This window comes from Dictyoglomus sp. GBS (assembly GCF_055179815.1).
Genome location: NZ_CM143687.1, coordinates 1,116,498 through 1,141,519, shown reverse-complemented (window position 1 = coordinate 1,141,519; position 25,022 = coordinate 1,116,498). Strand labels below are relative to the sequence as shown.

Below are 25,022 nucleotides of genomic sequence, written 5' to 3'. Positions count from 1 at the left end.
TTTAGTTCCTCCCTTCTAATGTCTCTAAAATCAAATTCCAAAAATATTCTCTACCATAAGGATTAGAAATTGAAATACAAGCACTAGAAGCTTCTAATAGCCTATTATCATCCCAATTCATAATATGTTTAAAAAGTAGATCATGATTAAGATCCTTTTCAAAAATTATCTCTCCCCCTCCCCTCTTAACTACAAATTCTGCATTATATATTTGGTGATTATCTTTCGCATATGGATAAGGAATATATATGGCAGGCAAACCTGCTACCAAAAACTGAGAAATGGTTGTAGCACCAGCCCTACTTATAGCAAGATCTGATGCCCTTATTGCAATCTCCATATTTTTTATGAAAGGAACAGGATTATATCCCTTGTTGACCCATTCTTCAAGGGGAATATCTTTTACAAATTCTACATAATTTTTTTCACCTATTTGATGAAGTACCTGCCAACCATTCTCTAAAAGCTGAGGAATAATCTCTTTTACTACCATATTTATCATCCTTGCCCCCTGACTTCCTCCAGTAATCAGAAGAAGTTTTCTATCTGTTTGAAACCCTAATTCTTTTTTACAATTCTCTTTATCTAAAGTCAATAATTCAGTTTTTATAAAATTACCAGTTACAAAAATTTTTGATCTATCTCCCAAATATTTTTTTGTGTCAGAAAAAGTAACTGCTACACCTGTTGAAAAGGGGGTAAACAATTTAGTTACTCTTCCTGGAATAACATTTTGCTCATGAAGCCAAAAAGGATATCTTCTAATAATAGCAGAGATCAAAACTGGAACTGTAATATAGCTTCCAAATACTATTAAAAGATCAGGTTTTATTTCATTTAAAATATGTATACTTTTTTTCACCGAGGATAAAAACTTTATAGATTTTAATTCTGTACTTCTATTAAGTGGAAGACCATAAAATTGATATTTCCCAACTATAAGTCTTTCTTCTAAACTATTTTCTCTTCCTATAAAGATAATTTTCCAATGGGGTGCTTTACTAATAATAAAATCGGCCATATTAATGGCTGGTATCACATGCCCACCTGTTCCTCCAGCAGCAAAAACTAAACTAATCATTTTCTATCACCCATACTTCCAAGTTTCATTAATAATCCTACTTGAGCCCAATTAACTATTAGAGCAGAACCCCCAAAGCTTAAAAAAGGTAATGGTAAACCCATAACAGGTAAAAGACCTATATTCATTAATATATTTAAAATAATTTCAATACTCCAAAAAACTAATATTCCAATACTTAATAACCCACTAAAAAGATCTTTTTTCGAAATATTTAAAGATAAATAAAATATAGTTAAAACTAACAAAACATAAATAAAAATAATAAAAGTACCAGCTACTAATCCTCCTTCCTCAAAGATTACTGGTAACAAGAAATCATTATATGCTTCTGGAATATAAAATTTCAAGCTACCTCTACCCCAACCCTTTCCAAATAATCCTCCATCTTTTATTGCATTTAAAGCTTGACTTTGCTGATAAGTGGAAAAAAGGGGGAAAATTGATCCACTCATAACTATTCTCTGCTTCCTATAGTCACCAGTTAATATTGAGATACCAATAAAAAGGATCAAGATTAAAGCCAGAAACGTGGTTTGTTTATAATCCATATTAGAAATAAAGAGGATTATAAAGGTTGAAAGAGAAAATAATACTAGCATACTCACATTAGGTTGAAGATATAGAAGAAAAGCTATTAAAAATAAAAAAAACATTATCCATATTAACCTTATGTTTTCTAATTTTTTATCCTTATTTAAAGATAAAAATTGAGCAAGAAAAATAATCCATGTAAACCTCATTATCTCTATTGGTTGAATCTGAATAGGCCCTATTTCAATCCAACGTGCAACATTTCTTGAGACTTTCCCAAAAGGTGGTATAAAAACTAATATTAATCCTAAAAAACCTAATATTAAGAAAGGAAAAGAAAACTTTTTCCAAAAATTTATTGGGATTATAGATACAAAAAATGCAATTCCAATACTTAAAGGTAAATAAATCAATTGGTGTTTAGAAAAATAAGAAGGGTTATTGAGCGAAATACTTGCCCACTTCCAGCTCGCTGTATGAATTACTGGAAGCCCAATAAGGGAAAGTAGCAATGATAAAATAAATATCATTCTATCATATCTTTTCATTTTTTAATCTCTCAACTATCTTATTAAAAGCTTTACCTCGCTCTTTATAATTCTCAAACATATCGAAACTTGCACAAGCAGGAGAAAGTAATACTACATCACCAAAATCTGATAAATAATAAGCCTTTTTAACAGCTTCCTCTAATGTATTTGCTTCCTCATATGATATATTATAAGATTTAGCTAAATCTCTCATTATATTTTTAGTTTCTCCAATAAGAACTACATGCTTTACATTGCCATTTTGTTTTATACTTTCAAAAAGCTCAGTAAAATCAAAATTTTTATTTCTTCCACCCAATATTAATACGATACTTGCATTAATACTTTTTATAGCCAATATAGTTGAAATTGGATTAGTAGCCTTTGAATCATTAATAAATACTCTTCCATTTACGGTATCTACTTTTTCCAAAGCAAAAGGTATTCCCTTAAACCTATTTCCCACATCTTCAATAACTTTTTCATCTATACCAAGAATCAATCCTACTAAAGATGCAGCCATAAAATTCTTTAGTAAAATACTATTCCATAACCCATTAGGAGAGGGATTCATAAAACCATTTTTGTTCTCTGTATGATAAATAAGTTTATTTTTATCGAAATATATGCCGTACTCTTTAATTGGGTTTTCACTAAAGTATAGTTTATTTACGGGGTACTTTTTGGCTACTTCTCTAATAATATCTTGATCATAATTTAAAATAGCGAAATCTTCTTCTTGTTGATTCATAAAAATTCTTTCTTTTGCTTCTATATATTCATTCATACTACCATATCTATCTAAATGATCAGGATAAATATTTGTAAAAACCGATATGTAAGGTCTGAAACTCTCAATATCTTCTAACTGAAAACTGCTTACTTCTAATACAAAATAACCTTTATCAAGATCTTTTACAACACTTATAAATGGTAAGCCTATATTACCAGCCACCACATTATCTATCTTTGCTCCATTTAAGATCTCCCCTATTAAAGTAGTAGTTGTTGATTTTCCCTTGGTTCCAGTCACAGCAATAATAGGCACCTTTGCAAACCAATAAGCAAGTTCTATTTCTCCAACAATTTTTAAGTTTCTTTTTATAGCTTCTTGATAAATAGGATTTGTTTTCGGGATACCAGGACTTAACACTAATAAATCAATATCTTGTAAAAGTTCTACCGGATGATCTCCAAAGAAGAAATCTATATCTTTTTCCTTAAGCAAAGGGATCACATCTTTAAAACTATCTTCTTTTTTATAATCATTTACAATTACATCTATGCCTTCATTTTTTAAAAATTCTGCAATCTTCAAACCACTTATACCAAGCCCTAAAACTAAAGCTTTTTTAAAATTTAAATTAACATCCATAAAATAATTCCTCCTACAATCATAATGATATGAATTATATTAAATCTTGCTACTATCTTTGTTTCTTTCCATCCTTTTAACTCAAAGTGATGATGGAGAGGACTCATCAAAAAGATTCTTTTCCTTTTCCATTTATAAAAGAATACTTGTATAAAGACGGACAAAGATTCTATTAAAAAAATACCTCCTAAAAAGATCATTAAAAGTTCTACCTTTTTTGTTACAGCTAAGGCAGAAATTGCTCCTCCTAAGGAAAAAGCACCCACATCTCCCATAAATATTTCAGCAGGATGCATATTGTACCAAAGAAAGGCTAAGATAGATGCTATAATAACACCTATATATATGCTTATTTGTAAGGAAGTATAAGAAAACTTATAAATTAAAAAGGTTAAAAAAGTAATTAAAGTAGTCCCACCTGCTAGTCCGTCAAGACCATCAGTCAAATTAACTGCATTAGGTACTGCGATAAAGAGGCAAAAAAATAATATAAAGTAAATAATTCTTGAGTTAAATAGAGTGTATGAGCCCCAACTTATCTTATAATCTGTAGTAAAAAATAAACCATAAGCAAAGAGCAGTATCAAGGTTAAAGCAAAAGATAGAAATATTTTTTTAAGAGGTCTTATTCCATAATCTTTATTTCTGAGTAGTTTTAAATCATCTATAAGTCCTAATAATCCGAAAAGTATGGTGGATAAAGAGATAAAAAAGGTTTCTTTTATAAACAAAAAGGGTAATGAAATAATTATAAAAATTAATCCTCCCATTATAGGAGTTCCTGATTTAGAAAAATGAGATGAAGGTCCTTCTTTTCTAATATATTTGCCTATTTGTTTATTCTTTTGAAGTTTAATCCAGTAATTTAAAAAAAACCATGAAAATATGAAAGATACAATACTGAAAAATAATAGTTCTTTCATATTTCCTCCTCAATGAACTTAACGAAATTTTCCATTTTCATAGCCCTTGAACCTTTAATTAAAATAATGTCATAAGGTCTCAAAATTTTTCTTAAAAAACCCTTTATCTCTCTTTCATCTTTCGTATAAAAAATTTTAGAATCAAAAATATCTTTTAATTCAGCTTTCATATCATCAATAGCCTTACTAAACTCTTCGCCATAAAATAATAAATAATAAAAATCCTTGTCTATAGCATGTTTTATTACTTCTTTATGTGCAGAAATGCTATATTCCCCAAGTTCTAACATATCCCCTAATAATAGGACTTTCCTACCAGATGAAGGCAATATATCTAAGTACTCAATTGCTGTTTTAACAGAATCAGGATTTGCGTTATATGTATCATCAATAATTTTAATCCCTTTATATGTAATTTTAGTGTTCAACCTCTGTTTGGGTAATGACAAATCATAATTGACAAAAGAAAAATTATTTACAGATTTGGGAGAAAATATCCACAATACTCCAAAAGCAGAAAGGACATTTCTATATATGTTTAATGGATATAAATGTAGTAAGATCTCAATCTCTGATTTATCTGGAAAACCTATAGACATTCTTACTTTATCATCTAATTTATCCAAAATTTTTCCTCTTATATTACTATCCTCACTAAACCCGAAGGTATATTTATTTAATTTTAAATTTTCAAAAATCCGCATACTTAAGTCATCATCTCTATTTAAAATTGCATAACCTTGATCATTAATATAATCAAAAATCTCAGCTTTTGCCTCCATAATCGCTTCTCTAGAACCTAAAATTCCAATATGAGCCCAACCTATATTGGTTATGATTCCTACATCAGGTTCTGCAATTTTACTTAATTCTCTAATCTGTCCTTTACCTCTCATAGCCATTTCTAAAACTAAGAAATTCGTATCTATTTCCGTTTCCAATATAGTTAGTGAAACTCCAATTTCATTATTATAATTTTCTCTACTTATATTAACTTTTCCTATCTTACTTAACAATTCACCAATTAAATTTTTAGTAGTAGTCTTACCGCTACTACCTGTAACTCCGATAACCTTTGCCTTAATCTTTTTCCTATAATAATTTGCTAAATTTTGTAAGGCTATAAGAGTATCTTTTACCTTTATAACAATTACTTCTTCCACTGGAATCTCCAAATCCCTACTAAAGATGAAGCCTTTTGCACCTTTTCTTATTGCATCGTTTATAAAATCATGTCCATCAAATTTCTCTCCTTTTAAAGGTATAAATAGATCTTCAGGTTTAATTGTTCTCGAATCTATAGAGACACTATTTACTACGTCTTTCAAATTCCCTTTAATTAGGATTCCCTTTGTAGCTTTTAGCATTTCTTCTACAGTAAGATTAATCTTCATGCCCTGATAAGCGCCCCTTTATATATTTTCTTGCTACTTCTTGATCACTAAATGGATATTTCTGAGTTCCTATAATCTGATAGTTTTCATGTCCTTTACCTGCAATTAGCACAGTATCGTTTTCTTTTGCTATTTCTATGGCTTTTTTTATTGCTTCTTCTCTATTTTCTATAATCTCATAATTTCTAAAACCAACTCTTTTGACTCCTGCCTCTATGTCCCTAATGATTTTTAAAGGATCCTCAGTTCTTGGATTATCCGAAGTTATTATCACATAATCAGATAATTTAGCAGATATTTCACCCATTTTATCTCTCTTTGTAAGATCTCTATCTCCACCACATCCAAATACCACAATTATCCTCCCTTTAGTAAACTCCTTAATTGTCTCAAGAACATTCAGTAATCCATCTGGTGTATGAGCATAATCAACAATCACATCAAAATTTTGCCCCTCTTCTATAAACTCTAATCTTCCCTTTACCCCTTTAAAAGTAGCTAAATATTTACCAATATCATCTAAGTTTTCACCACTTGCTATTAATAAACCTACCGCAAAAAGAAGATTATAAATATTAAATTTTCCTCTTAACTTGGTAGATAATTCTATTTGACCTTTAGGAGTAATAGCTTCTATGAACATTCCTTTTTTATCTACAAAAACTTTTTTAAGGACTATATCCGCCTTCTCATCATATAGAGACACCCAATAAATTTTTTTATGTTTTAGATTTATTTTTCCTGTCCATTCATTATCTTTATTTATAATTCCAAAGCCATCCTGCTCTAAATAATCAAAGATTTTCATCTTTGAATTAAAATACTCTTCCATAGTTTTATGAAAATCTAAGTGATCTTGAGTTAGGTTGGTAAATATAACACCTTTGAATTCTAATCCTTCAATTCTCTTAAGAGCTAAAGCATGAGATGATACTTCCATAGAAACATATTCTATTTCTTTATCTACCATCTTCCTTAGAAGTTCCTGTAGTTCATGAGGCTGTGGGGTTGTAAAATTGGAAGGATAGATCTCATCATCTATTCTATAATCTATAGTACCTATAAGGCCTGATTTTTTACCTTTTGATTTCCAATAATGGTAGATTAAATTCGCAGTAGTAGTCTTTCCATTAGTACCCGTAACTCCAAATATCTTTAAATGTTTATTTGGAAAATCATAAAAAGAAGAAGAAAAAATCCCAAGAACTTTGAATATATCATTTACTTTAATATAAGTTATACCATCTTTTATTGCATAATTTAAATCACCATTGTAAAAGATTACTTTAGCACCATTTGATATTGCATGATCAATATATTTTTTCCCATCATCTTTAGTTCCAGGCAAAGCAAAAAATACATAATCATTTTTAACCTTTCTTGAATCTACACTAATACCTTCAATATATAGAGAAGTACTTCCCATAATATCAATTATTTCTTCTTTAAGATAACCTAATATATCCTGCAAATTTTTCAATTTATTAACCTCCCATATATAGAGAGTTTATTAACAATCTCACCAAATATAGGTACTACTGTTTCTCTTGCAAACCTACCTTTCTTTGGCTTATCTAACATAACAAGAATACAATATTTTTTATCATCTAAAAAGAGATAACCTAAGAAAAAGTGATTATAATAAGATGTATATCCAAATTTACCGGAAACTTGAGCAGTTCCTGTTTTTCCAGCTATTTTATAATTTAAATCAGCTAGGATATTTGCCGTTCCTCTTTTTACCACTTGAAACATATAATTTAATGTCTGCAGAGATGTATCTTTAGAAAAAACTTGTCTGTATATTTCTGATTTAGACGTATATATAGTTTTACCATTATTTTCTATCTTTTTGATTAGTTTAGGTTTTACTAAAAACCCATCATTTCCTACAAAACTAAGAGTCCATAACATTTTCAAAGGTGTCATACCAATACCATGTCCAAAACCTAACGTACCATGCATAACAATACTACTTTTAACATCAGGTAAAATTGTATCTCCAGAAAATATCTTCACATCTAACGGTATATCAGAATCTAACCCTAAGAGTTTAAAATATTTTTCCCAGATAGATGCAGGTATTTTTTTTGCTAAATAATAAAAATATATATTACAGGATCTAACTAAAGCATCTTCTATATTTACTAATCCATGATGCTCTGTACATCTTACTTTATAACCGTCAATTATTTCTTCTCCTTTACAATAAACAGAAAAATTTACATCTACCAATTTTTCTTCTAAGGCAATAGCAGTTGTAACTACTTTAAAGAGAGATCCAGGTTCTAAAACAGTATTTAAAAGATTTCTAAATCTATTATTCTGTTCTATTATTTCATCAAGATTTCTACTTAAATCAATTTCAGGAAGAGTAGTTAGGGCAATAATTTCTCCTGTATTTAAATCCATAATTCCACCAAAAGCATTATCTGCATTATACTCTTTCATGTATTCTCTTAAATACATAGTCAAAAGCTCTTGAAGATTTTTATCTATAGTAAGATAAATACTATATCCATTTCTTAAATAAGAATCAAAATATGCCTCTAATCCCGATAGTCCTTGGTTATCAACTCCGACAAAACCAATAAGATTTGAAATTCCTATTCCTATAGGATAAGTCCTATAAGGTTCATCTATTAAAATAATCTTTTTATTATCAACATATTTTTCTATTCTTTTGACATCTTCATCAGAGAGCATTCTTTTAATCCAAACAAATTCATATGGAAGATCTATCTTTTTGTAAAGTTCATCTGAAGAAAGTTTAAGATTATTGGAAAGTATGGATATTATTTTTTTTCTCTCTTTACTTTCAATGCCTTTAGGATTAATAGCTAAAGATTTCCTTTTAACATTAAATACAATCTCTTCCCCATTCCTATCTAATATAATCCCCCTGTCTTTTGTCCTTGTTTGAGAGTAAGATATACCCCCTCCTAACTGGAGTATAATGATAAATATTTCAATGAAAAAAATTGTTATAATCCAAAAAGTTAAGAATATTCGTGCTCTTATAATATTCATAAACAATTTATATTACCATATTTATTGTTCTAAAGAAGCTGCATAATACTTCTCCCTTATTACCTCTGCCACGCTACCATTATAAACTTTTATTTCTACCACATTTTTAGGATAAGTTAAACCTAATTTTTGAGCCTTAGTTTCTATATTTTTAATACTTAAAGATGATTGAATCTTTGTTTCCAAGTATACTTTTTCTTTTTCTAAGTTATCTATTTCTCTGTTTATTTTTGCTATTTCACTTTTAAGAGCTGAAACTTTTACATTTAAAAAAACTGTACTTAAAAACACTAAAAAAAACAATATAATTACTAAAAATTGTTTCAACTTTCCACCCTCCTTTCCCCCACTCTCAACTTTGCACTCCTTGCCCTCTTATTATTTTCAATCTCTTCTTTTGAGGGTACTACTGGCTTTTTAGTAATAATTTCAAATTTATCTCTGTTGTTCTTTAAAAAATTTTTTACAATTCTATCTTCCAAGGAATGGTAGGTTATAACTACAATTCTTCCTTGTGGATTAAGAATATGAGATGTAATTTCTAAAGACCTTTCTAAAAGATCTAATTCTCTATTTACAGCTATTCTCAATGCTTGAAATATACGGGTTGCAGGATGCTTTTTATAATTTTGGATATTTTTCCCTATAACTTCTAACAAATCTCCCACATATTTTAAGGGTTTTATTTTTCTTCTTTCTACTATTTTCCTTGCTATTTTGTAGGCATTGGGTTCCTCACCATATTTGTAAAAAATTTCTGCAAGTTCCTCTTCAGAAAAATTATTCAAAATATATTCAGCTGTTAAAGAGTCATCTTTAGAAAATCTCATATCCAAAGGTTCCTCAGGCCTTTGAAAGGAAAAACCTCTCTTGCTTTTCTCTATATGATATGATGAGAAACCAAGATCAAATAAGATACCATCAACTTTAGCTATACTTAGCTTTTCTAAAACTTCTGGAATTCTATCAAACGTTGTATTAAAAAGTACAAAATTATCTCCATAAATTTTCAACCTATTTTTAGCTATTTCTAAACTTTCTATGTCTCTATCTATACCTATCAGTAACCCTGATCTATTTAATTCTCTCAATATGGCACTACTATGTCCCCCAAGTCCACAAGTAGCATCAATGTAGATTTTTCCAGGTGTTACCTTAAGGTAATATAAAACTTTATCTAGCATAACTGGCTTATGTATAATTTCTATCTCTTCCATAAGTCCTTTATCTTTTCATTTATTTCGTTCATATTATTAATCAAATCTTCTTCTTTATTAATTTCTTTCCACTTTTCCTCTGCCCAAATCTCTATATGTCTACCAGCCCCTACAATCACCACATCTCTATTTAGTTGGGCATATTCGATAAGAAAAGAGGGAATAAGAATCCTGCCCAACTTATCTGTTGTAACTTGTACAGAGCCTGAAAACCAAAACCTACATAATCTTCTTATATAATCATCCGTAGGAGAAAAACTACTTATTATCTCTGAGAAATTATTCCAATCCACAATAGTATAAATGTTTAAACATTTTTCAAAGCCTCTTGTTATATAAAAAGTATCTCCTAATACTTGTCTAAAAACTGTAGGTATAACTATCCTCCCTTTCTCATCTAAAGAATAATGATATTCCCCACAAAACAATTTAATATCCCCCACAAGATTTCCACTTTTTACCACCTTTTTACACAATTATACAATGTAATCCTTAACAAATAGAAATAAGAGTTAAATATGATGTAATAAGGGTTTATTAAAACTGGTTAAATTAATGCCTAACTTTTGTTCAAGTTTTGTTTAATAAACACTAAGAGGGAAGAAGCAGACCATAAGCCGAATTCTGTTCCCCTTTTTAGGGGCGGCAACCATCTATCTAGGGTAAGGATTACTCCTTACCTCAAGCGGCCAACCCGAGGGTCAGCGGGCCACCTCAACCCCTCCTATTTGGCCTTGCACCGGGTGGGGTTTGTCAAGCCAGGAAGGTCACCCTTCCTGCTGGTGAGCTCTTACCTCACCTTTTCACCCTTACCCATATAAGAATTTTCATTAACCTTATATGGGCGGTCTGTTTTCTGTGACACTATCCTTCAGGTTACCCTGACTGGGTATTACCCAGCACCCTGCCCTGTGGTGTTCGGACTTTCCTCGGAATCTTTCGATTCCGCGGTTGCCTGGTCTACTTCTTCCCCCTCATACAACTTAGTCCAAGGTACAACTTCAAAACCTCTAAGTCCTTCTTTCCTAACTATTTTCCAGTAAGGAACTTTATATGTTACTTTCCTTTCGTATCCGCATTCACAGTATAAAGTCTTTTCTTCTATTCCATCCTCAATAGTTGTTGGAGCTTTGATTAATTTGTAATGTACATTCAAAACTTTACCACAATTAGGACATCGAGGAGTTGTTAAATATTTAATAACTCTATCACCTATATACAATATCAAGATTGCAAAAAGTAATAATAATATTAATTCCATAAATTTCCTACCTTAATAATATTATTCCAACCATAAAATTCTACCACAATTTGGACAATTTACAATATCACCTTTTTTAACCTTTTCTAAAACAGCTTTAGGTATCGAAAGTCTGCAGCCTTCACATATTTCTTTATTTATAACTCTGGCAATTGCTCTACTATTTTTAGATTTTAATAAATTGTCAAACTCAATCAAATCTTGCTCAGGTATCTTAGACCTTTTTTCAGAAATATTATCAGATAAGTTCCTTATCTCATCTTTAACTAAATTTATCTCATTTTCTAATATTTTCTTATTGTTTTCAAACTCTTCTCTCATTTTTTGTAATTCTAAACTTACATGTTTTTTCCTTAAATCTATTTCTTCTGACTGAATCATTAAATTTAATATTTCATCTTCAAGATTATTAATTTGTTTCTTTAGATTTTCAATTTCCTTTTCAATATGCATCACCTCTTTAGGATTTTTTAAAGTTAAGCTTCTTTTTTCCTCCTGAGATAGTTTTTCCCTATATATTACAACCTTATCTTCCTTTTCCTTTTGCTGATCTCTAATTAACTTAAAATCATCAATGATCTTTCTTAACTCTTCCTCTTTGTCATTAATCAACTTAAGATTTTCATTGAGATAGTTTTCAAATTCTAATTCCAAATTTTTAAGCCTTTTTTCATAATCTCTTAGTTGTAATATTAATTCTTGGATTTCTAGTAAACTTGGTATTATTTCTCTCCTCATACCTTCTCCCTAAAATTTTTTTTATTTATATAAAGTATATCATTTTATTATAATCTATCCTTTTCTTATCCAAACTGTCATAGGACCTTTTTCTCTATTTGCCCATGCATAATACGGTATGGCTATAAATTCTACCTCTTTTTTGTTTTTTTCTACTTCTTCCTTCGGTAAATATAAATTGCTCTCCCAAATTCTACTGTTTATAATCTTTCCCTTGCCTTTTATCGTAACTATCCCTCCAAGAATCTCTGATAGCTCTGCTTTTAAATTATACTCAGAAATTTCCATGTATCTTGGATCACCCCATGAATTGTCAACCTGCTCCATACAGTAAACTATTGGTCCCCTCTTTATCGCTACTTTCCCTATATTGTCTTTTACCTTTGGATGACTCTCTATTATTTCTATCTCCATGGGTAATCTTAAATTTATTTTGTCCCCTTCTTTCCATTGATTCTCTATTTCTATATATCCATTTCTTATTTCCTTTGTATTTAAATGATTTCCATTTATCTTTATCGTGTAGCCTTTTGCCCAGCTCGGTATCCTTAAAAAGATTTTGTATTCTCCTTCTGTTTTTATTTCAAATTCTATATTCCCTTCCCACGGATAATTAGTCTTTTCTATGAGCCTTACCTCCTTATCTCTCCATGGAATTTGGGCTTCATTCTCTCCATATAAATGAACCCATATTCCTTCTTCTGATGTAGTATAAAAATATCCCGGTATTGATGCTATTAATCTTGCTATGTTTGGTGGACAACAGGCACATGCAAACCATGGCTTTCTTATGTGTTCTCCATTGTTTTCTAATGGGTTTACATAAAAGTATTCTTTACCATTTAGAGATATTCCTGATAGTAATCCATTGTATAATGTTTGTTCCATTATATCTGCAAATCTTCCTTCTCCTTTTGCAAGTAGCATCCTAAAATTCCACATGAAACTTCCTATTGCTGCACATGTCTCTGCATATGCTGTATCATTTGGTAGTTCGTACTCTTCTCCAAAGGCTTCTCCTTCATGTCTTGCTCCTGCACCTCCTGTTATATACATCTTCTTTTCTACAAAATTTTTCCATAATCTTTCTAACGCTTCCATTAGCTCTTTTTCTCCTGTCTCTAAATAGAGATCTGTAGCCCCACAGTTTAGATATAAGGCTCTTACTGCATGCCCCACAATTTCAGTGAGTTCTCTGAATGATTTGTGGTCTATGTGATATGTTTCTCCGCCTATTAGTCCTTTTCCTCTTTCATCTATAAAGAATTTTGCAAGATTTAAGTATCTTTTATCTCCTGTCTCTCTGTATAGTTCTACAAGTGCCATCTCTATCTCGGGATGTCCACATGTGCCTTCTTTTTTGCCTGGCCCAAATACATGGTCTATATGGTCTGCAAATCTTTTTGCAATGTTTAACAAAGTATCTTTTCCCGATGTTCTGTGATGCGCTATTCCTGCTTGTATTAAATGTCCTGCACAATATAGTTCATGCATGTCTTTTAGGTTTGTCCATCTGTCCTTTTTTCTTTCAAAGGTAAAGTAGGTATCTAAATATCCATCTTCATCTTGGGTTTCTGCTACTTCCTCTATGGTTTGATCTAATATCTTTTCTAAATTTTCATCTCTTCCATAAGATGCAAAGGAAAATGATACTGCTTCTTGCCATTTATATACATCTGTATCATTAAAGAAAAAGCCAAAATAGTCCCTTTCTACTTTTCCCACTGCTCTTCTAAAGTTGTACAATCTTTGTGTCTCTTCTAATAGTCTATATTGCTCTGGTAAGGTAACATCGTGTAGTATTATTATTCTTTTCCCCCAAAAACCAGATACCTTTACAGAGGATATAGGTATTGTCTTTAATTTCGCATATGGACTCTTTGTAGTATCAATTACAAAACTTCTATTCATCTTTTCGCCCACCTTATATTATTAATATATTTGGAAAATTTTATTAGTTTTCTCTTTAATTATTTTACGTTTTTCCAAAGTCTTGTCAAAAAGAGGATTAAAAAACTTCAGGTAACCTTTCTATGATCTCACTAAAAGAACTCTTTTTTTCTAAGAAAAGCTTAGCTATTCCATATATATGATTTAAAATCACATGTCCTCATCTATATCTGATATTTTAGTATGAGTTAACTTTGAAACTTTTATTTTTAGATATTTTTTCTATGTTCACAATCGTTACTGCTCTTATAAAAGAAATAATGGGTCTTCTTAATTAAGAACAGCTTTGATTTTATCTAATAAGTCTTTCAATTCAAATTGTTTTACCTATAGAAAAATATGTTTTCGCTTTAATAGTCATTATCTGTATCACTATTTTCTTTATTTATTTCAGGCACATTTTTATCAAATCTTTAAGTTTATTTTTAACTCTTTGTAGAAATTATAATTCCTACACTTCCATTACCCATGAAACCAACAAATACGGTATTTTTTAACTTCTTTCTACTCATTCTAATATATAAAAAATTAAGAATAGAAAATATGGATCAGATTTGGGTCAATATTAATTAAAAATGGTGGGCGGAGCAGGATTTGAACCTACGACCTCCTGCGTGTGAAGCAGGCGCTCTAACCACTGAGCTATCCGCCCAAGCTTGCTAATGATAAAGTAATACAAAAAGAAATTTTTGTCAATAAAATTTTAAATTTTAGATATTTAATTAAATATTCTTCTGAAATCTCAGTTTTTAATGAGTCAGGCGAACAATGAAAAAATTAGATATTACACTGAAAAAATTGTTTGATGATTTTATTTTATTCTCTCAAGTAAATGGAAAAAAACAAAAAACATTATCTTGGTATAAAGATATGCTTACTCCATTTATTAATTCTCTCTCTTTTGAAAACCTCAATATTCTGGAAATTAGAAGATATATCGCACAATTACAAAAAAGAGGATTAAAACCAACAACAATTGATTGCCATATAAGAGCAATTAAAACATTCTTACATTTTATTCATGAGGAAGGATATATTGATGAGGATCTGTCTAAAAAGATTAAAAAGCCAAAGCTCCCAAAACAGTATCCTTATGTACTGAATGATGAACAAGTATTTGCTCTTTTAAAAGCATGTAATAAAAAAACATGGGAAGGCTTCAGGAATTACGTAATGATGATTACATTTCTTGATACTGGAATAAGGCTTTCTGAATTAATTAATCTCAAGCTACAAGATATTAATTTTAATAAGAAAAGCATCCTGATCAGAGATGGAAAAGGCGGAAAAGACAGAGAAGTTTATATGGGAAGGACATTATTAAAAGAGATGGCAAAATGGATAAAGATGAGAGGACATTTCCCATATGAGGATAGAGTATTTATCACAAGACAAGGTGATCCTCTAAATAAAAGAGGGATTGAAAGGGTCATTGAAAGACTTGCAAAGAAGGCAGGAATAACAGGAGTAAGATGCTCACCTCACACATTAAGGCATACCTTTGCAACAAATTTCATTAGAAATGGTGGAGATGTTTTTACACTTCAGAAAATTCTGGGACATTCTGATATCACAACATGCATGATCTATGTTCATATGGGAGGAAGGCAAATACAGGAAGCCATGATGAAATTTAGTCCGGTGGATAGAATGGAGAGATATTAATTGGCTTTCAGATTGCTTTCGCAATCTCAAAGCCAATTATTTTTTGGGCGACAGCTCGCATTTGCTCGCTCTCGCCTTCCTATTTTGTTCTTTCTTCCCATGGCTCAGAGTTTTCTTGCAACCATTTTGCAATATCATCTATACTCTTTTCTCCCCTTGCTATTTCCCAAAAGAATTTTTCTACCTCTTCCGATGGTCTTATCCTATATCCATTTAACCTTAAACATACATCACCAGCAACAAGAGCTGTTCTTTTATTTCCATCTATGAAAGGGTGATAAGAGATAATACTATGAATTAATACAGCTACTTTGTGCCATAAATCAGGATAAAACTCTTTTCCCTCAAAAGACGAAAAGGGTCTTTCTAAGGATGATTTTATTGCTTCAAAATTTAGAATGCCAAAAATCCCACCAGTTTCTAAAACTACCTTTTCATGGATCAATAGAATTTCTTCAAGGGTAATAAAATTCACTTAGCAAGATCCTCAAGGGATTTGCGATGTTCATTTATAGATACATCTATTAGCTTTTCTATATGAGAAAGTCTTTCTTTATCTATAGGTGAGGGGATTAAAATAATAACTCCTTCAATCTCTAAAGCTTCATAGGTTTTATCCTTCTCTTTAAAACCTTCAGGCATAAAAAGTATATTATTTTCTTTTCTTACTATTCCGAGATACTTCATAATTTTTCCTCCTTCATTCCATTATTTTAACACAAATTTTGTCTTTTGGGGTGGTGGGTGGGAATAGATTGTTTTTGAAGCGAGCTTATGCGAGCGGATAGTCCGAGCAAAAGCGAGGGTCAAGGGCGAGCATGAGCGAGAGAAAAAACACTGCGAGCAAAGCGAGCAGAATTTGAAATGCGGAGTGAAACGAAGCATTTGAAATTAGGGTGGAGGGTGGGAAAAGATTTAAAAAAGTTGCGAGAGCAAAAACGAGCGTAAGCGAGGCTGAGCTGTCGCATCATAATTTTAAATATGATATAATATTTTAGGGCCGGGCACCTATAGGTGGCAGGGTGATCCTGTTGGGTGTATTAACCCACCGGCTTCATATTTTTATAACATTGTAAAGTACATCTTCACTAATGACATTTCTTAATAATGGCTTAAAATTTTTAGGAATATCTATAAGACCATAACCCCATATTTTCCCGTCTTTTGATTTTCTTACTTTATCTAATACTACTTGGTATAACTTTAAAGTTTGCTCATAGTAAATAGAATCTTCCTTTTTATCATAGAGTTGTCTTAAAACATAACTAAATGCACCAAGTCCATAATCATTTATATCAAATAGAGCATAAAACTCCGAATTTGCAAACAATGGCGGAATAATGTTACAATAATTCTCTCTATATTTAGATCCATCATAAATTAAGCTTGTTAAGACTCCTATATGTTCTTTTTCAAACTCTGCATATTTTGTTGGACCACGATATCTATCTATAATAATAAGTCCTAAACCCTTGTTTTCTTCTAACCAATTTTGATACCTATCAATTAAATCTTTCATACATGTTTCTCTTACCCATTTATCCAGATTTGTTTTATATTTCTTTTTGTTATCATTTTGTTTTTGTTCTTTCCATTCATTCCATAATATTACTCTTTTAAGATCAACAATAGCAGCAAGAAAAGTTTCTGATTTATCTTTAATAATATTCGTTGCTACGTCTATATATTCCTTAACTTTGAGTTTATTCTTTTCATTACTTTTTTCAATACATGTACACTCATTCCATTTAAACTCTTCATGTGGTTTTTTACCTAAAATTTCTTTTTTAGCATTTCTAATTTCTGTAGTGATATCCCAAAAATCACATAGGTTGAATACTAATCCTCCAACTATATATAGAGGATTTTTCCAGTCACCAACTTCATCAATAAAAAGTACATAGTGATTATTAATCTTGTCCATTTCTTCTCTTGTCATTACCTATTACTCCAATAAACTTTCTTTTATTTTTTATTATTAATTATAATATATTGGGAGTGTTAACATGAAGGAAGATTTGGAAGAAAAAGAGAAAGAGTTAAATAAAAAAATAACAATTTCAAGCCTGTTAATGATTGTAGCTATTATAATTTTTTGGCCTCTTCTTGCTTATGTGAGATTTATTGGTATTTTCTTAAGCCTTGTTTTGCTCCTTGTAGGTTTTAGTATCTTTTTAAAAGCTTTAACTGAAAAAGCAAAGATAAAAGCAGAAAAATTTAAAGAGTGGTGGAAAAAGTAAGAGCTTTTATAATTAAAAAAAAGCCCACAAGATTTTTTATCCTTGTGAGCTTTTAAAATGATTGTATTCATATGAATTTCATTCTTTCTCTTTAATGGAAACAGATTTAATAAGTTCCTGAAGTTCAATTATTGTCTTTGTTAATTCTGTTAATGCTTCTGTAGACTTCTCAATTGTCTTATCTACTCTTACTAAAAGATATAGGGCAACTACAACAGGAAAGCCTACATTTGAAATAATCTGTATCAATCCGCTTACTTCGTTCAGCTATCTCACCTCCTTATCATATAACTCTAAAAATTTGTCTTTAAGCTTCGCAATCCTATTTATCCATCCTCTTCCAAAGTAATTAAAATTTGCCAATCTTGTGTAATATTTCTCTCTTAATCCCAAATATTTCATTACAAATTTTATGGGTTCCTTCACTGGATCATACTTTACATTTTTCATCAAAACTAATGCAGTTTCCTTTCCCGTATTTATTGATGTATCAAAAATTACAAACGCAACTGAGAAGGGTAAATTTTCAAGTGGTAGAGGATCCCAAAAATTTTTCCTGTATATCTCCATTGCTTTTTCAATTGTTATTTTCTTTATATCAAGATCTGGATAACTTCTTTTTGATATCCCAAATTTTGTTTCTCCTCCTGGATCTCTTGGATCATTTACGTATCCTCCTTCAATCTCAAGGATCCACTCTTTTATTATTCCATAATTAAACTCTGCCATATTATCACCTACCAAAGCCTTATCCTCAAAACCCCAATTGTTTTTTGGGAAGACAAATCAAAAATCCCAAGACCAAAAGGGAAAAGAGAAAAATATATTTTAATCTTCCTCGGATCATCATTTAAAACCTCCTGAAGTTTTTTTATATCTCCAGTAAATCCGAGAGAAAAGAGAAATTTATCATCTTTATCTATAAAAACTAACTCATCATTTTTAAAATAAATCTTTAAATCTCCAATTTTCATTTTTAAATGGGGCTTGGCTCGGCCACGCTATCGCACGTCCTCGCACAAGCCCCCTAATTCTCACCCCCTTAAACAGGATAATATTCTAAGGGTTATAGATATCGTTGGAAGTGGTCTCTACTATTCTTGCATCATATTTTGAAGTTAAATCTCCAGATTTTCCTACAAATATATTTTTCTGGATAATTAAGTCCATAACATTTAAAATATCCTGCTCTGTAATATCATCCCTTGGATTTGCAACAGTTATTATATTCCTTTCTCCTCCACTATCAAGAAAAGTCATCCTTATTACTTTACGAGAACTTACAACACCCAAGCTTCTTTACCTCCTTTCAAATAAAATTTTTCAGGCAACTACACCTCAACAAGCTCTTCATCATTGGTTCTTATTACATTTACAACTGGATATTTTTGTAGACCACCAATTGCAACTGCAACATCGTAAACATCTTGATCGCTTGCATCATATTTAATATTGTTTATCCTTAGATACCTAAAAGCAATTCCATCCTCAGAAAGTCTTAAAACTATCTGGGAATTTCTGGGAAAACTTTGGACAGCCATTCACTTTTCACCTCCTTTCTAATACTAAATTTAGTAGCATATATTTTTATTATAACACAATATGTAGTATTACCTCTCCTCTTCATACGCATTTAAAAATATCAATGAAATTACATTCTTATTCTTTTTAAAACAAACCTTAAGCTTGTAGATTAAAAAATCCTCATCATATCCAGTACTGATAAATTTCTCAATAGTTTTATCCATCACTCTTTTAAATTCTTCATATTCACTTTTTAAATCCAGAAGTTCAATTATCTCTTTTGCTTTTATATCCATTTACAATCTCCAAAAAAGTTTTAATATCCATGACAACTAAGAAATCTTTTCTATCCGCCCTTAAGAATAAAAAGTCTTTATCCTCAATCCACTTGTAAATCTCCTTGAAGCCATCTTTTCTTGCTTTTACCTCACCTATATATCCTTTTCCAAGAAATTCCATTGCAATATCTCCTTTAATCCATGATCCTCCAGAAAGAGGGATCCTCTTGGCAACAATGCCACTTTCTCTGAGGATCCCCTCTATCTCATGCTCAATCCTGTATCCTTTCCTTTTGCTCTTTCTTCCCATCTACCAATCCTGTTGTTTCTTTCTAAAGTCTTTCCCATAAATTAATATAGGTTTGCAAAGCCCAACCACTCTGGAATATATTCTTTCACCTACTTTATCCCTTAACTCTTTTAGGTTTAAGTTTGATGTAATAATTGTTGAAAGATTATTCCTATATCTATAATCCAAAAGCTGGACTATTTGCTCCTGCACCCACTCAGTGTATCTTTCAGCTCCAAGATCATCAACAAGAAGTACAGGAATTTTTGCAATCTCAAGTATAGGGTTTATCTCAACATCTCCTTGAGAATAATAATCTCTTATTTTTTGGACAAACTCAGGGACAAATATTGCATATGAAAATGTATCAGTCTTTTGGTTTATCTCATTTAATATGGCATATGATAAATGAGTTTTTCCTGTTCCCGTTGGACCATAAAAGAATATTCCTTTCCCTTCCTTGAAAAGTTCTTTTGATAAAAAAATATTAACAAGATTTATTGCTCCCTCTATCTCTTTTGTGATTGTGAAGTTTTTGAAGCTTTTATGTGTAGGTATCTCAATAATAAATCCTTTTAGCTTTTCTTTGTATTTTCTATAGTAATACATCTTGCATGGCTCATAGGTGGGATAGATTTTTCCATCTAAAAGCTCAAATGTTGGTATAGCAGATAGACAACCCTCACAATCTTTTTTTATACATCTTTCCAAGATCTCTTCTCCTGCATCAAAATACTTCTCTAAGAAATTTATATTTTCATTTATAAGTTCTTCTGGTATATTCAATGCTCTAACCCTCTCGTAAAATTTCGGGTATGTAGCAGACAGGGATATCTTCTGTTCCTTCAAGCCATCTCTCAAACTCTCTATCTTCTCTATTAGAGGAATTCTCGCTAAACTCTCTTTTAGTTGTTCCATAATCTCCTCCTAAAAGATTAAAATTTTTATTTTCAGATGAGTTATTTATAAATATATTTTCTTTAATATTCTTTTCTTTACTTTTCTTTTCTATTCTTTTCTTTTCTACCTTCGGACATTCTTCGGACACACTTCGGACATCCTTCGGACATTCTTCGGACAAATTTCGGACATCCTCATTATCATTGTTATTTTCTTGCTTCTTTCTTTCCCTATATTTTCTCTTGTATTCTCTTACATACTCAGGATTTTTTGATTCATAATCATATTGATGAGTTTTCCACCTTGATACTTTTAAGACTTCTTCATCTATATAAAGAAGATCAAGACTAATAAGTTTATTTAGCATAGCTTTTATTTCTTCCTCTTTTTTATATGGCATGATTAATCTTTTTAATGCTGTAATTGTGTAGGGAATTGCCCCTTCTACATCTCCATGAGAACTTGCAAGACACCATAAAGATACAAGAAGTCTAAACTCACTATCTGAAAGCTCTATGACTTGTGGGGAGTATATCATCCTGTCATATACTCTGAACCAGTTTTTATTTTTGGGCATTCCTTTCCTCCATAAAGAATGAAAGAATTTCTTTTGCTAAATCTAAAGAAATATCCTCTATATCCTCTGGGTCTATCTGAAATTTATCAACAAGTATCTTTTTATTCTCATCCTTAGCAAGGATCTTCTTTAGTAGGTTTAATTGCTTCTCTGTGATTTTTTTCTCATAAATTTTCTTTCTAAAATCAATCCTTAAACTCTTTTTGCTATCGCCAATACTATCAGGAAGTAATATCTCTTCATTTATGTTGAAATATAAAATCTCAGAAGATAATATTTCATCAAAGATTTTAAAAAGTCTATCTTTCATCTTCTTCTCCTTTCTTTATTAATTCTTCAATAGAGATATTCAAAATTTCTGAGATTTTAAAAAGTTTATCAAGGCTTGGTTTCCTCTTCCCATTTTCTATCCTGTAATAGCTTTGGTAATATTTATAGCCAAGTTCTTTTGCTATATCCCCCATCTTTATTCCTTTCTCCTTCCTTAACTTTTTAATCTTCTCAAGATCTATCATAAAGTAGCCTCCTCAATATATTTTTTAATCTTTCATCTGACATAATATAATCAATTATTTCTTCTTCACTTTTGAAAACAAAATACCCAAGCTTTCCTTCTAAATACTCAATTGCCTCATCTAAAAAATACTCATTCATCTTTTCTACCTCCCTATTGAAATTAATTAGGGAGCCTTTCGGCCCCCTATATATCACTTCCAAAATCTGGAAGATCTTGCGGGAACTCTTCAAACTCTACTTCATCAGTTTTTGTTTGCTTGACTTTTAAGCTAAGAAGCTTATCAATCATTCTTGATGCATCTTTCTTACTAAGATCTTTTGAGGATTTAACTTGGAAATTTCTTTGCAAATAGTTTATATATTCCTCTTTTGACCAATTTAATTCTTTTACTAAGACATGAATATAATTAATTTGTTTTGGTGTTGCTTTGGGTTCTTCCTGATAATCATCAGGAACTATTAAGATATAATTTCCAGTTCTAACCTCTCTCATTTTTATACGCTCCTTTCATGATAATTAATAACACATTTGGTTATCTTTATATACATTCTATAACCATAAAGGTTAATTGTCAAGAATAAAATTTCTCTTTTCATTTTTAGATTTTAGGTTTAGAATATAACCATAATGGTAATAAGGAGATGATAATATGACTTTTGGAGAGAGACTCAGACATATTAGAAAAAAAAGGGGTTTATCTCTTAATAAACTTGCAGAGCTACTTAACGTAGCACCAATTACTGTAAGCAGATGGGAAAGGAATCAAAGAGAACCTGATTTTGGAACATTGCAAAAACTTTCTGAAATTTTAGATATCTCTATAGACTATCTTCTTGGAAAAGAAGATGCAAAAATAGGTACGTCTTTAAATCTTGAAGATCTCTCAGATCTTCCTGATGAGGCAATAAAAAGTATTGAAGAGTTCATTGATTTTGTAAGAAAAAAGTATGGGAAAAAATAAAAAATGTGGGGTGATGGATGCTTTCTGCAATCTTTGAGATCCTGGAAAAGGAAGACATTAATTTGGAGTGGTGGGATTTTCCAGATTATCTATTAGGTGTATATGTAGAAGTAGATGATTGTAAAATAATAGGATTGAAAAAAGGTATTGATAAAAGTAATAGAAAACTAAAATGTGTTCTTGCTGAAGAACTTGGACACTACTTCACAGGTTCAACATACAAAAGCAAAAACCCAGAAAATTATAGAGAAAAGATTGAGATTTCAAGAAAAGAATATAGAGCAAAAAAATGGCAAGTATTTTATCTTATCCCTGAAGAAAAATTTTTAGAGGCAATAAGAAAAGGAATAACAGAAGTTTGGGAACTTGCAGAATACTTTGATGTAGATGAAGAAGTGATAAGGTTTTATATAAAACTTACAAGAGTGAGAGAATTATTAAAGGGGGGATATTAAATGAATAATGGAATAGATGAAAAAGAATTAATTAAAGATATTTTAAAAGAGCTTACAGAAATCAGGAAGGAAATAAGTAGAATAGCAAATCATTTAGAGGTTATAGCCGAGAAAAACTCTATAGAAGCAATGGCAAAATGGGGGCAAATTATAAAAGTTAAAAAGGAAAAATGAAAGACATATATGGGGGAGTGAAGTAAAATGAAAATACTAAAAAGAATTTCCATATTATTAATTTTCCTTTTTCTTATAAACCTTTTTTTAGCAATTTCTCAAGAATTACCAAAATTAATCCCAGCAAAAATTACAAGAGTTATTGATGGAGATACTATAGAAGTAATTTTAGATGGTAAAACTGAAAAAGTAAGATTTATTGGGGTTGATTGTCCAGAAAGCACTACCCGTATTGAGGCTCTTGGGATAGAGGCAACTCAATTTACCACAACATTACTCTTAGGCAAACAAATATTGATAGAATTTGATGTACAAAAATATGATTCTTATGGAAGACTTCTTGCATATGTATGGCTATCTCAACCTAAGGGAATATCAGAACAGGAAATAAGGAATAAAATGTTTAATGCAATATTACTCTTAGAAGGATACGCACAAGTAATGACAGTTCCTCCAAATGTAAAATATGTAGACTACTTTTTAAAATTCCAAAAAGAAGCAAGAGAAAGTAAAAAAGGACTGTGGGGCATAATAGTTGCAAAAGAAGAGGAGAAAAAAGAGATTAAAACTTCAAAGTTAACACCAGAAGAGATAAAGAAAATAAGGACTGATCTTGATGACAGAAGAGAGTTTATAAGAAAAATGTATACTTTCTCACAATATGGTGCAATATATAGTTTAGCTACATATGTAGAACCAGAAGGAATAGTAATCATTCTAATAGGAGGATATGGGAGTTTATTAAACGAAGATAACTTTAATCTTTTCTTTGACAAACTTTGTGATGCTTTTGTAACTGCAAAGTATCCCCTAGAAACCATGATAAATGTTTATGTAGCTATTCCTGATTACTATTCCTTAATAGTGAGAGTACCACTAAGTGCAATTACTGACTACTTCAAAGAGAAAATCACAAGAACAGATTTTCTTTCTAAATGCATTATTCTCATTAATGGCATGAAGGTTAATATAAAAGAAGGAAAAATAGAATATCCATTTGCAGAAACTCTTTATATAGGAAATATTAACTCAAAAATCTTCCATTATCCTTGGTGTAAATATGCTCAAGCAATGAGTGAGAAAAATAAGGTATATTTCTCAAGCAGAGAAAACGCGATAAATTCAGGTTATAGACCCTGTGAAGTTTGTAAACCTTAAGAAAGGAGTGAATTCAATGAGTATTGATAGGTTAAGGTATTAAATAGAGAGATTAAATAAAAAAATCAAGGATAAACAGAGAGAAATTATGGATAAAGAGAAAGAGATATTAAAACTTTATGAAAGAATTGTAAGATTAAGAGAAGAAATAGTGAACTTACAAAAAGAAAAAGAAAGACTTATTGGTGAACTTGAGAAAGAGAGTAAATAATTAATATGACTTTTTGATTTTAATTATGGGGGGGAGATTA

Annotated in this window: 35 protein-coding genes, 1 tRNA gene and 1 other RNA gene; 7 read left to right on the top strand and 30 right to left on the bottom strand. The window is 30.6% G+C overall.

Annotated elements, in window-relative coordinates; genetic code table 11:
* Position 1 precedes the first annotated feature (1 nt).
* The 14 genes from ACY3IT_RS05595 to ACY3IT_RS05530 all read right to left on the bottom strand — a co-directional run bounded on the left by ACY3IT_RS05595 (position 2) and on the right by ACY3IT_RS05530 (position 14,685).
* The gene (locus ACY3IT_RS05595) at positions 2–1,081 is read right to left on the bottom strand and encodes a UDP-N-acetylglucosamine--N-acetylmuramyl-(pentapeptide) pyrophosphoryl-undecaprenol N-acetylglucosamine transferase (protein WP_463081991.1); all 1,080 of its coding nucleotides are present in this window, start codon (positions 1,079–1,081) and stop codon (positions 2–4) included.
* On the bottom strand, positions 1,078–2,163 hold the full coding sequence (locus ACY3IT_RS05590) for an FtsW/RodA/SpoVE family cell cycle protein (RefSeq protein WP_463081990.1): 1,086 nt from the start codon (positions 2,161–2,163) through the stop codon (positions 1,078–1,080). The genes ACY3IT_RS05595 and ACY3IT_RS05590 overlap by 4 nt, the downstream gene beginning before the upstream one ends.
* A complete protein-coding gene (murD, locus tag ACY3IT_RS05585) occupies positions 2,150–3,520 on the bottom strand; it encodes a UDP-N-acetylmuramoyl-L-alanine--D-glutamate ligase (protein WP_463081989.1) in 1,371 nt (456 codons plus the stop codon). Before murD ends, ACY3IT_RS05590 begins: the two co-directional genes overlap by 14 nt.
* On the bottom strand, positions 3,505–4,443 hold the full coding sequence (gene mraY, locus ACY3IT_RS05580) for a phospho-N-acetylmuramoyl-pentapeptide-transferase (protein WP_463081988.1): 939 nt from the start codon (positions 4,441–4,443) through the stop codon (positions 3,505–3,507). The genes murD and mraY overlap by 16 nt, the downstream gene beginning before the upstream one ends.
* Entirely contained in the window at positions 4,440–5,837 is a 1,398-nt protein-coding gene (locus tag ACY3IT_RS05575; protein WP_463081987.1) for a UDP-N-acetylmuramoyl-tripeptide--D-alanyl-D-alanine ligase, read from the bottom strand. The genes mraY and ACY3IT_RS05575 overlap by 4 nt, the downstream gene beginning before the upstream one ends.
* On the bottom strand, positions 5,827–7,317 hold the full coding sequence (locus ACY3IT_RS05570) for a UDP-N-acetylmuramoyl-L-alanyl-D-glutamate--2,6-diaminopimelate ligase (protein ID WP_463081986.1): 1,491 nt from the start codon (positions 7,315–7,317) through the stop codon (positions 5,827–5,829). Before ACY3IT_RS05570 ends, ACY3IT_RS05575 begins: the two co-directional genes overlap by 11 nt.
* Complete coding sequence (locus tag ACY3IT_RS05565; RefSeq protein ID WP_463081985.1) at positions 7,314–8,867, bottom strand: peptidoglycan D,D-transpeptidase FtsI family protein; 1,554 nt, start codon at positions 8,865–8,867, stop codon at positions 7,314–7,316. Before ACY3IT_RS05565 ends, ACY3IT_RS05570 begins: the two co-directional genes overlap by 4 nt.
* Before the next feature lie 21 nt (positions 8,868–8,888).
* Positions 8,889–9,194: a hypothetical protein gene (locus ACY3IT_RS05560; RefSeq protein WP_463081984.1), complete on the bottom strand. Its 306-nt coding sequence runs from the start codon at positions 9,192–9,194 to the stop codon at positions 8,889–8,891.
* Positions 9,191–10,084, bottom strand: a complete 894-nt coding sequence (rsmH, locus tag ACY3IT_RS05555) for a 16S rRNA (cytosine(1402)-N(4))-methyltransferase RsmH (RefSeq protein WP_463081983.1) — start codon at positions 10,082–10,084, stop codon at positions 9,191–9,193. The genes ACY3IT_RS05560 and rsmH overlap by 4 nt, the downstream gene beginning before the upstream one ends.
* Complete coding sequence (gene mraZ / locus ACY3IT_RS05550; RefSeq protein WP_463081982.1) at positions 10,072–10,512, bottom strand: division/cell wall cluster transcriptional repressor MraZ; 441 nt, start codon at positions 10,510–10,512, stop codon at positions 10,072–10,074. The genes rsmH and mraZ overlap by 13 nt, the downstream gene beginning before the upstream one ends.
* Before the next feature lie 170 nt (positions 10,513–10,682).
* Positions 10,683–11,051: RNase P RNA component class A (rnpB, locus tag ACY3IT_RS05545), an RNA gene on the bottom strand.
* 315 nt (positions 11,052–11,366) lie between these two features.
* A complete protein-coding gene (locus tag ACY3IT_RS05540; RefSeq protein ID WP_463081981.1) occupies positions 11,367–12,083 on the bottom strand; it encodes a zinc ribbon domain-containing protein in 717 nt (238 codons plus the stop codon).
* 54 nt (positions 12,084–12,137) lie between these two features.
* Complete coding sequence (locus tag ACY3IT_RS05535; RefSeq protein WP_463081979.1) at positions 12,138–13,994, bottom strand: glycoside hydrolase family 127 protein; 1,857 nt, start codon at positions 13,992–13,994, stop codon at positions 12,138–12,140.
* Between the two features lie 615 nt (positions 13,995–14,609).
* Positions 14,610–14,685, bottom strand: a tRNA-Val gene (locus tag ACY3IT_RS05530).
* Positions 14,686–14,801: 116 nt separating this feature from the next.
* Between ACY3IT_RS05530 and ACY3IT_RS05525 the strand changes: the two genes are divergently transcribed.
* Positions 14,802–15,698 (top strand): tyrosine-type recombinase/integrase, encoded by an 897-nt coding sequence (locus ACY3IT_RS05525; RefSeq protein ID WP_463081978.1) that lies wholly within the window; start codon positions 14,802–14,804, stop codon positions 15,696–15,698.
* Between the two features lie 79 nt (positions 15,699–15,777).
* Here ACY3IT_RS05525 and ACY3IT_RS05520 read toward each other — a convergent pair whose 3' ends face one another.
* The 3 genes from ACY3IT_RS05520 to ACY3IT_RS05510 all read right to left on the bottom strand — a co-directional run bounded on the left by ACY3IT_RS05520 (position 15,778) and on the right by ACY3IT_RS05510 (position 17,637).
* On the bottom strand, positions 15,778–16,173 hold the full coding sequence (locus tag ACY3IT_RS05520) for a type II toxin-antitoxin system death-on-curing family toxin (RefSeq protein WP_463081977.1): 396 nt from the start codon (positions 16,171–16,173) through the stop codon (positions 15,778–15,780).
* Complete coding sequence (locus ACY3IT_RS05515) at positions 16,170–16,385, bottom strand: hypothetical protein (RefSeq protein ID WP_463081976.1); 216 nt, start codon at positions 16,383–16,385, stop codon at positions 16,170–16,172. The genes ACY3IT_RS05520 and ACY3IT_RS05515 overlap by 4 nt, the downstream gene beginning before the upstream one ends.
* A gap of 367 nt (positions 16,386–16,752) precedes the next feature.
* Positions 16,753–17,637 carry a hypothetical protein gene (locus tag ACY3IT_RS05510; RefSeq protein WP_463081975.1) on the bottom strand — a complete coding sequence of 295 codons (885 nt, stop codon included), beginning with the start codon at positions 17,635–17,637 and terminating at the stop codon, positions 16,753–16,755.
* A 67-nt stretch (positions 17,638–17,704) separates the two neighbouring features.
* On the opposite strand from ACY3IT_RS05510, the gene ACY3IT_RS05505 reads away from it, so the two are divergent.
* Positions 17,705–17,938: a hypothetical protein gene (locus tag ACY3IT_RS05505; RefSeq protein ID WP_463081974.1), complete on the top strand. Its 234-nt coding sequence runs from the start codon at positions 17,705–17,707 to the stop codon at positions 17,936–17,938.
* A 78-nt stretch (positions 17,939–18,016) separates the two neighbouring features.
* On the opposite strand, the gene ACY3IT_RS05500 is transcribed toward ACY3IT_RS05505, so the two are convergent.
* The 13 genes from ACY3IT_RS05500 to ACY3IT_RS05440 form a co-directional block, all read right to left on the bottom strand.
* Entirely contained in the window at positions 18,017–18,187 is a 171-nt protein-coding gene (locus ACY3IT_RS05500; RefSeq protein ID WP_463081973.1) for a YvrJ family protein, read from the bottom strand.
* A gap of 18 nt (positions 18,188–18,205) precedes the next feature.
* On the bottom strand, positions 18,206–18,667 hold the full coding sequence (locus ACY3IT_RS05495) for a glycosyl hydrolase 108 family protein (RefSeq protein WP_463081972.1): 462 nt from the start codon (positions 18,665–18,667) through the stop codon (positions 18,206–18,208).
* An 8-nt stretch (positions 18,668–18,675) separates the two neighbouring features.
* On the bottom strand, positions 18,676–18,912 hold the full coding sequence (locus tag ACY3IT_RS05490; protein ID WP_463081971.1) for a hypothetical protein: 237 nt from the start codon (positions 18,910–18,912) through the stop codon (positions 18,676–18,678).
* Between the two features lie 85 nt (positions 18,913–18,997).
* Positions 18,998–19,231 carry a DUF2922 domain-containing protein gene (locus tag ACY3IT_RS05485; protein ID WP_463081970.1) on the bottom strand — a complete coding sequence of 78 codons (234 nt, stop codon included), beginning with the start codon at positions 19,229–19,231 and terminating at the stop codon, positions 18,998–19,000.
* 38 nt (positions 19,232–19,269) lie between these two features.
* Positions 19,270–19,479: a DUF1659 domain-containing protein gene (locus ACY3IT_RS05480; protein WP_463081969.1), complete on the bottom strand. Its 210-nt coding sequence runs from the start codon at positions 19,477–19,479 to the stop codon at positions 19,270–19,272.
* A gap of 69 nt (positions 19,480–19,548) precedes the next feature.
* Positions 19,549–19,758 (bottom strand): hypothetical protein, encoded by a 210-nt coding sequence (locus ACY3IT_RS05475; protein WP_463081968.1) that lies wholly within the window; start codon positions 19,756–19,758, stop codon positions 19,549–19,551.
* Positions 19,730–20,050 carry a PDDEXK family nuclease gene (locus ACY3IT_RS05470; protein WP_463081967.1) on the bottom strand — a complete coding sequence of 107 codons (321 nt, stop codon included), beginning with the start codon at positions 20,048–20,050 and terminating at the stop codon, positions 19,730–19,732. The genes ACY3IT_RS05475 and ACY3IT_RS05470 overlap by 29 nt, the downstream gene beginning before the upstream one ends.
* Positions 20,051–20,638 (bottom strand): ATP-binding protein, encoded by a 588-nt coding sequence (locus ACY3IT_RS05465; RefSeq protein ID WP_463083629.1) that lies wholly within the window; start codon positions 20,636–20,638, stop codon positions 20,051–20,053.
* 181 nt (positions 20,639–20,819) lie between these two features.
* A complete protein-coding gene (locus tag ACY3IT_RS05460) occupies positions 20,820–21,506 on the bottom strand; it encodes a hypothetical protein (RefSeq protein WP_463081966.1) in 687 nt (228 codons plus the stop codon).
* Entirely contained in the window at positions 21,493–21,816 is a 324-nt protein-coding gene (locus ACY3IT_RS05455; RefSeq protein WP_463081965.1) for a hypothetical protein, read from the bottom strand. The genes ACY3IT_RS05460 and ACY3IT_RS05455 overlap by 14 nt, the downstream gene beginning before the upstream one ends.
* Positions 21,806–22,021, bottom strand: coding sequence for a helix-turn-helix domain-containing protein (locus ACY3IT_RS05450; RefSeq protein WP_463081964.1), 216 nt, complete (start codon positions 22,019–22,021; stop codon positions 21,806–21,808). The genes ACY3IT_RS05455 and ACY3IT_RS05450 overlap by 11 nt, the downstream gene beginning before the upstream one ends.
* Positions 22,008–22,160 (bottom strand): hypothetical protein, encoded by a 153-nt coding sequence (locus ACY3IT_RS05445; protein ID WP_463081963.1) that lies wholly within the window; start codon positions 22,158–22,160, stop codon positions 22,008–22,010. The genes ACY3IT_RS05450 and ACY3IT_RS05445 overlap by 14 nt, the downstream gene beginning before the upstream one ends.
* Positions 22,161–22,206: 46 nt before the next feature.
* A complete protein-coding gene (locus ACY3IT_RS05440) occupies positions 22,207–22,515 on the bottom strand; it encodes a hypothetical protein (protein ID WP_463081962.1) in 309 nt (102 codons plus the stop codon).
* A gap of 157 nt (positions 22,516–22,672) precedes the next feature.
* On the opposite strand from ACY3IT_RS05440, the gene ACY3IT_RS05435 reads away from it, so the two are divergent.
* The 5 genes from ACY3IT_RS05435 to ACY3IT_RS05415 all read left to right on the top strand — a co-directional run bounded on the left by ACY3IT_RS05435 (position 22,673) and on the right by ACY3IT_RS05415 (position 24,982).
* Entirely contained in the window at positions 22,673–22,984 is a 312-nt protein-coding gene (locus tag ACY3IT_RS05435; protein ID WP_463081961.1) for a helix-turn-helix domain-containing protein, read from the top strand.
* Positions 22,985–23,001: 17 nt separating this feature from the next.
* Positions 23,002–23,439: an ImmA/IrrE family metallo-endopeptidase gene (locus ACY3IT_RS05430; protein WP_463081960.1), complete on the top strand. Its 438-nt coding sequence runs from the start codon at positions 23,002–23,004 to the stop codon at positions 23,437–23,439.
* Positions 23,440–23,613 (top strand): hypothetical protein, encoded by a 174-nt coding sequence (locus ACY3IT_RS05425; protein ID WP_463081959.1) that lies wholly within the window; start codon positions 23,440–23,442, stop codon positions 23,611–23,613. It begins immediately after the preceding gene.
* Positions 23,614–23,640: 27 nt separating this feature from the next.
* Positions 23,641–24,771, top strand: coding sequence for a thermonuclease family protein (locus tag ACY3IT_RS05420; protein ID WP_463081958.1), 1,131 nt, complete (start codon positions 23,641–23,643; stop codon positions 24,769–24,771).
* An 88-nt stretch (positions 24,772–24,859) separates the two neighbouring features.
* Positions 24,860–24,982 carry a hypothetical protein gene (locus ACY3IT_RS05415; RefSeq protein ID WP_463081957.1) on the top strand — a complete coding sequence of 41 codons (123 nt, stop codon included), beginning with the start codon at positions 24,860–24,862 and terminating at the stop codon, positions 24,980–24,982.
* Positions 24,983–25,022: the final 40 nt, after the last annotated feature.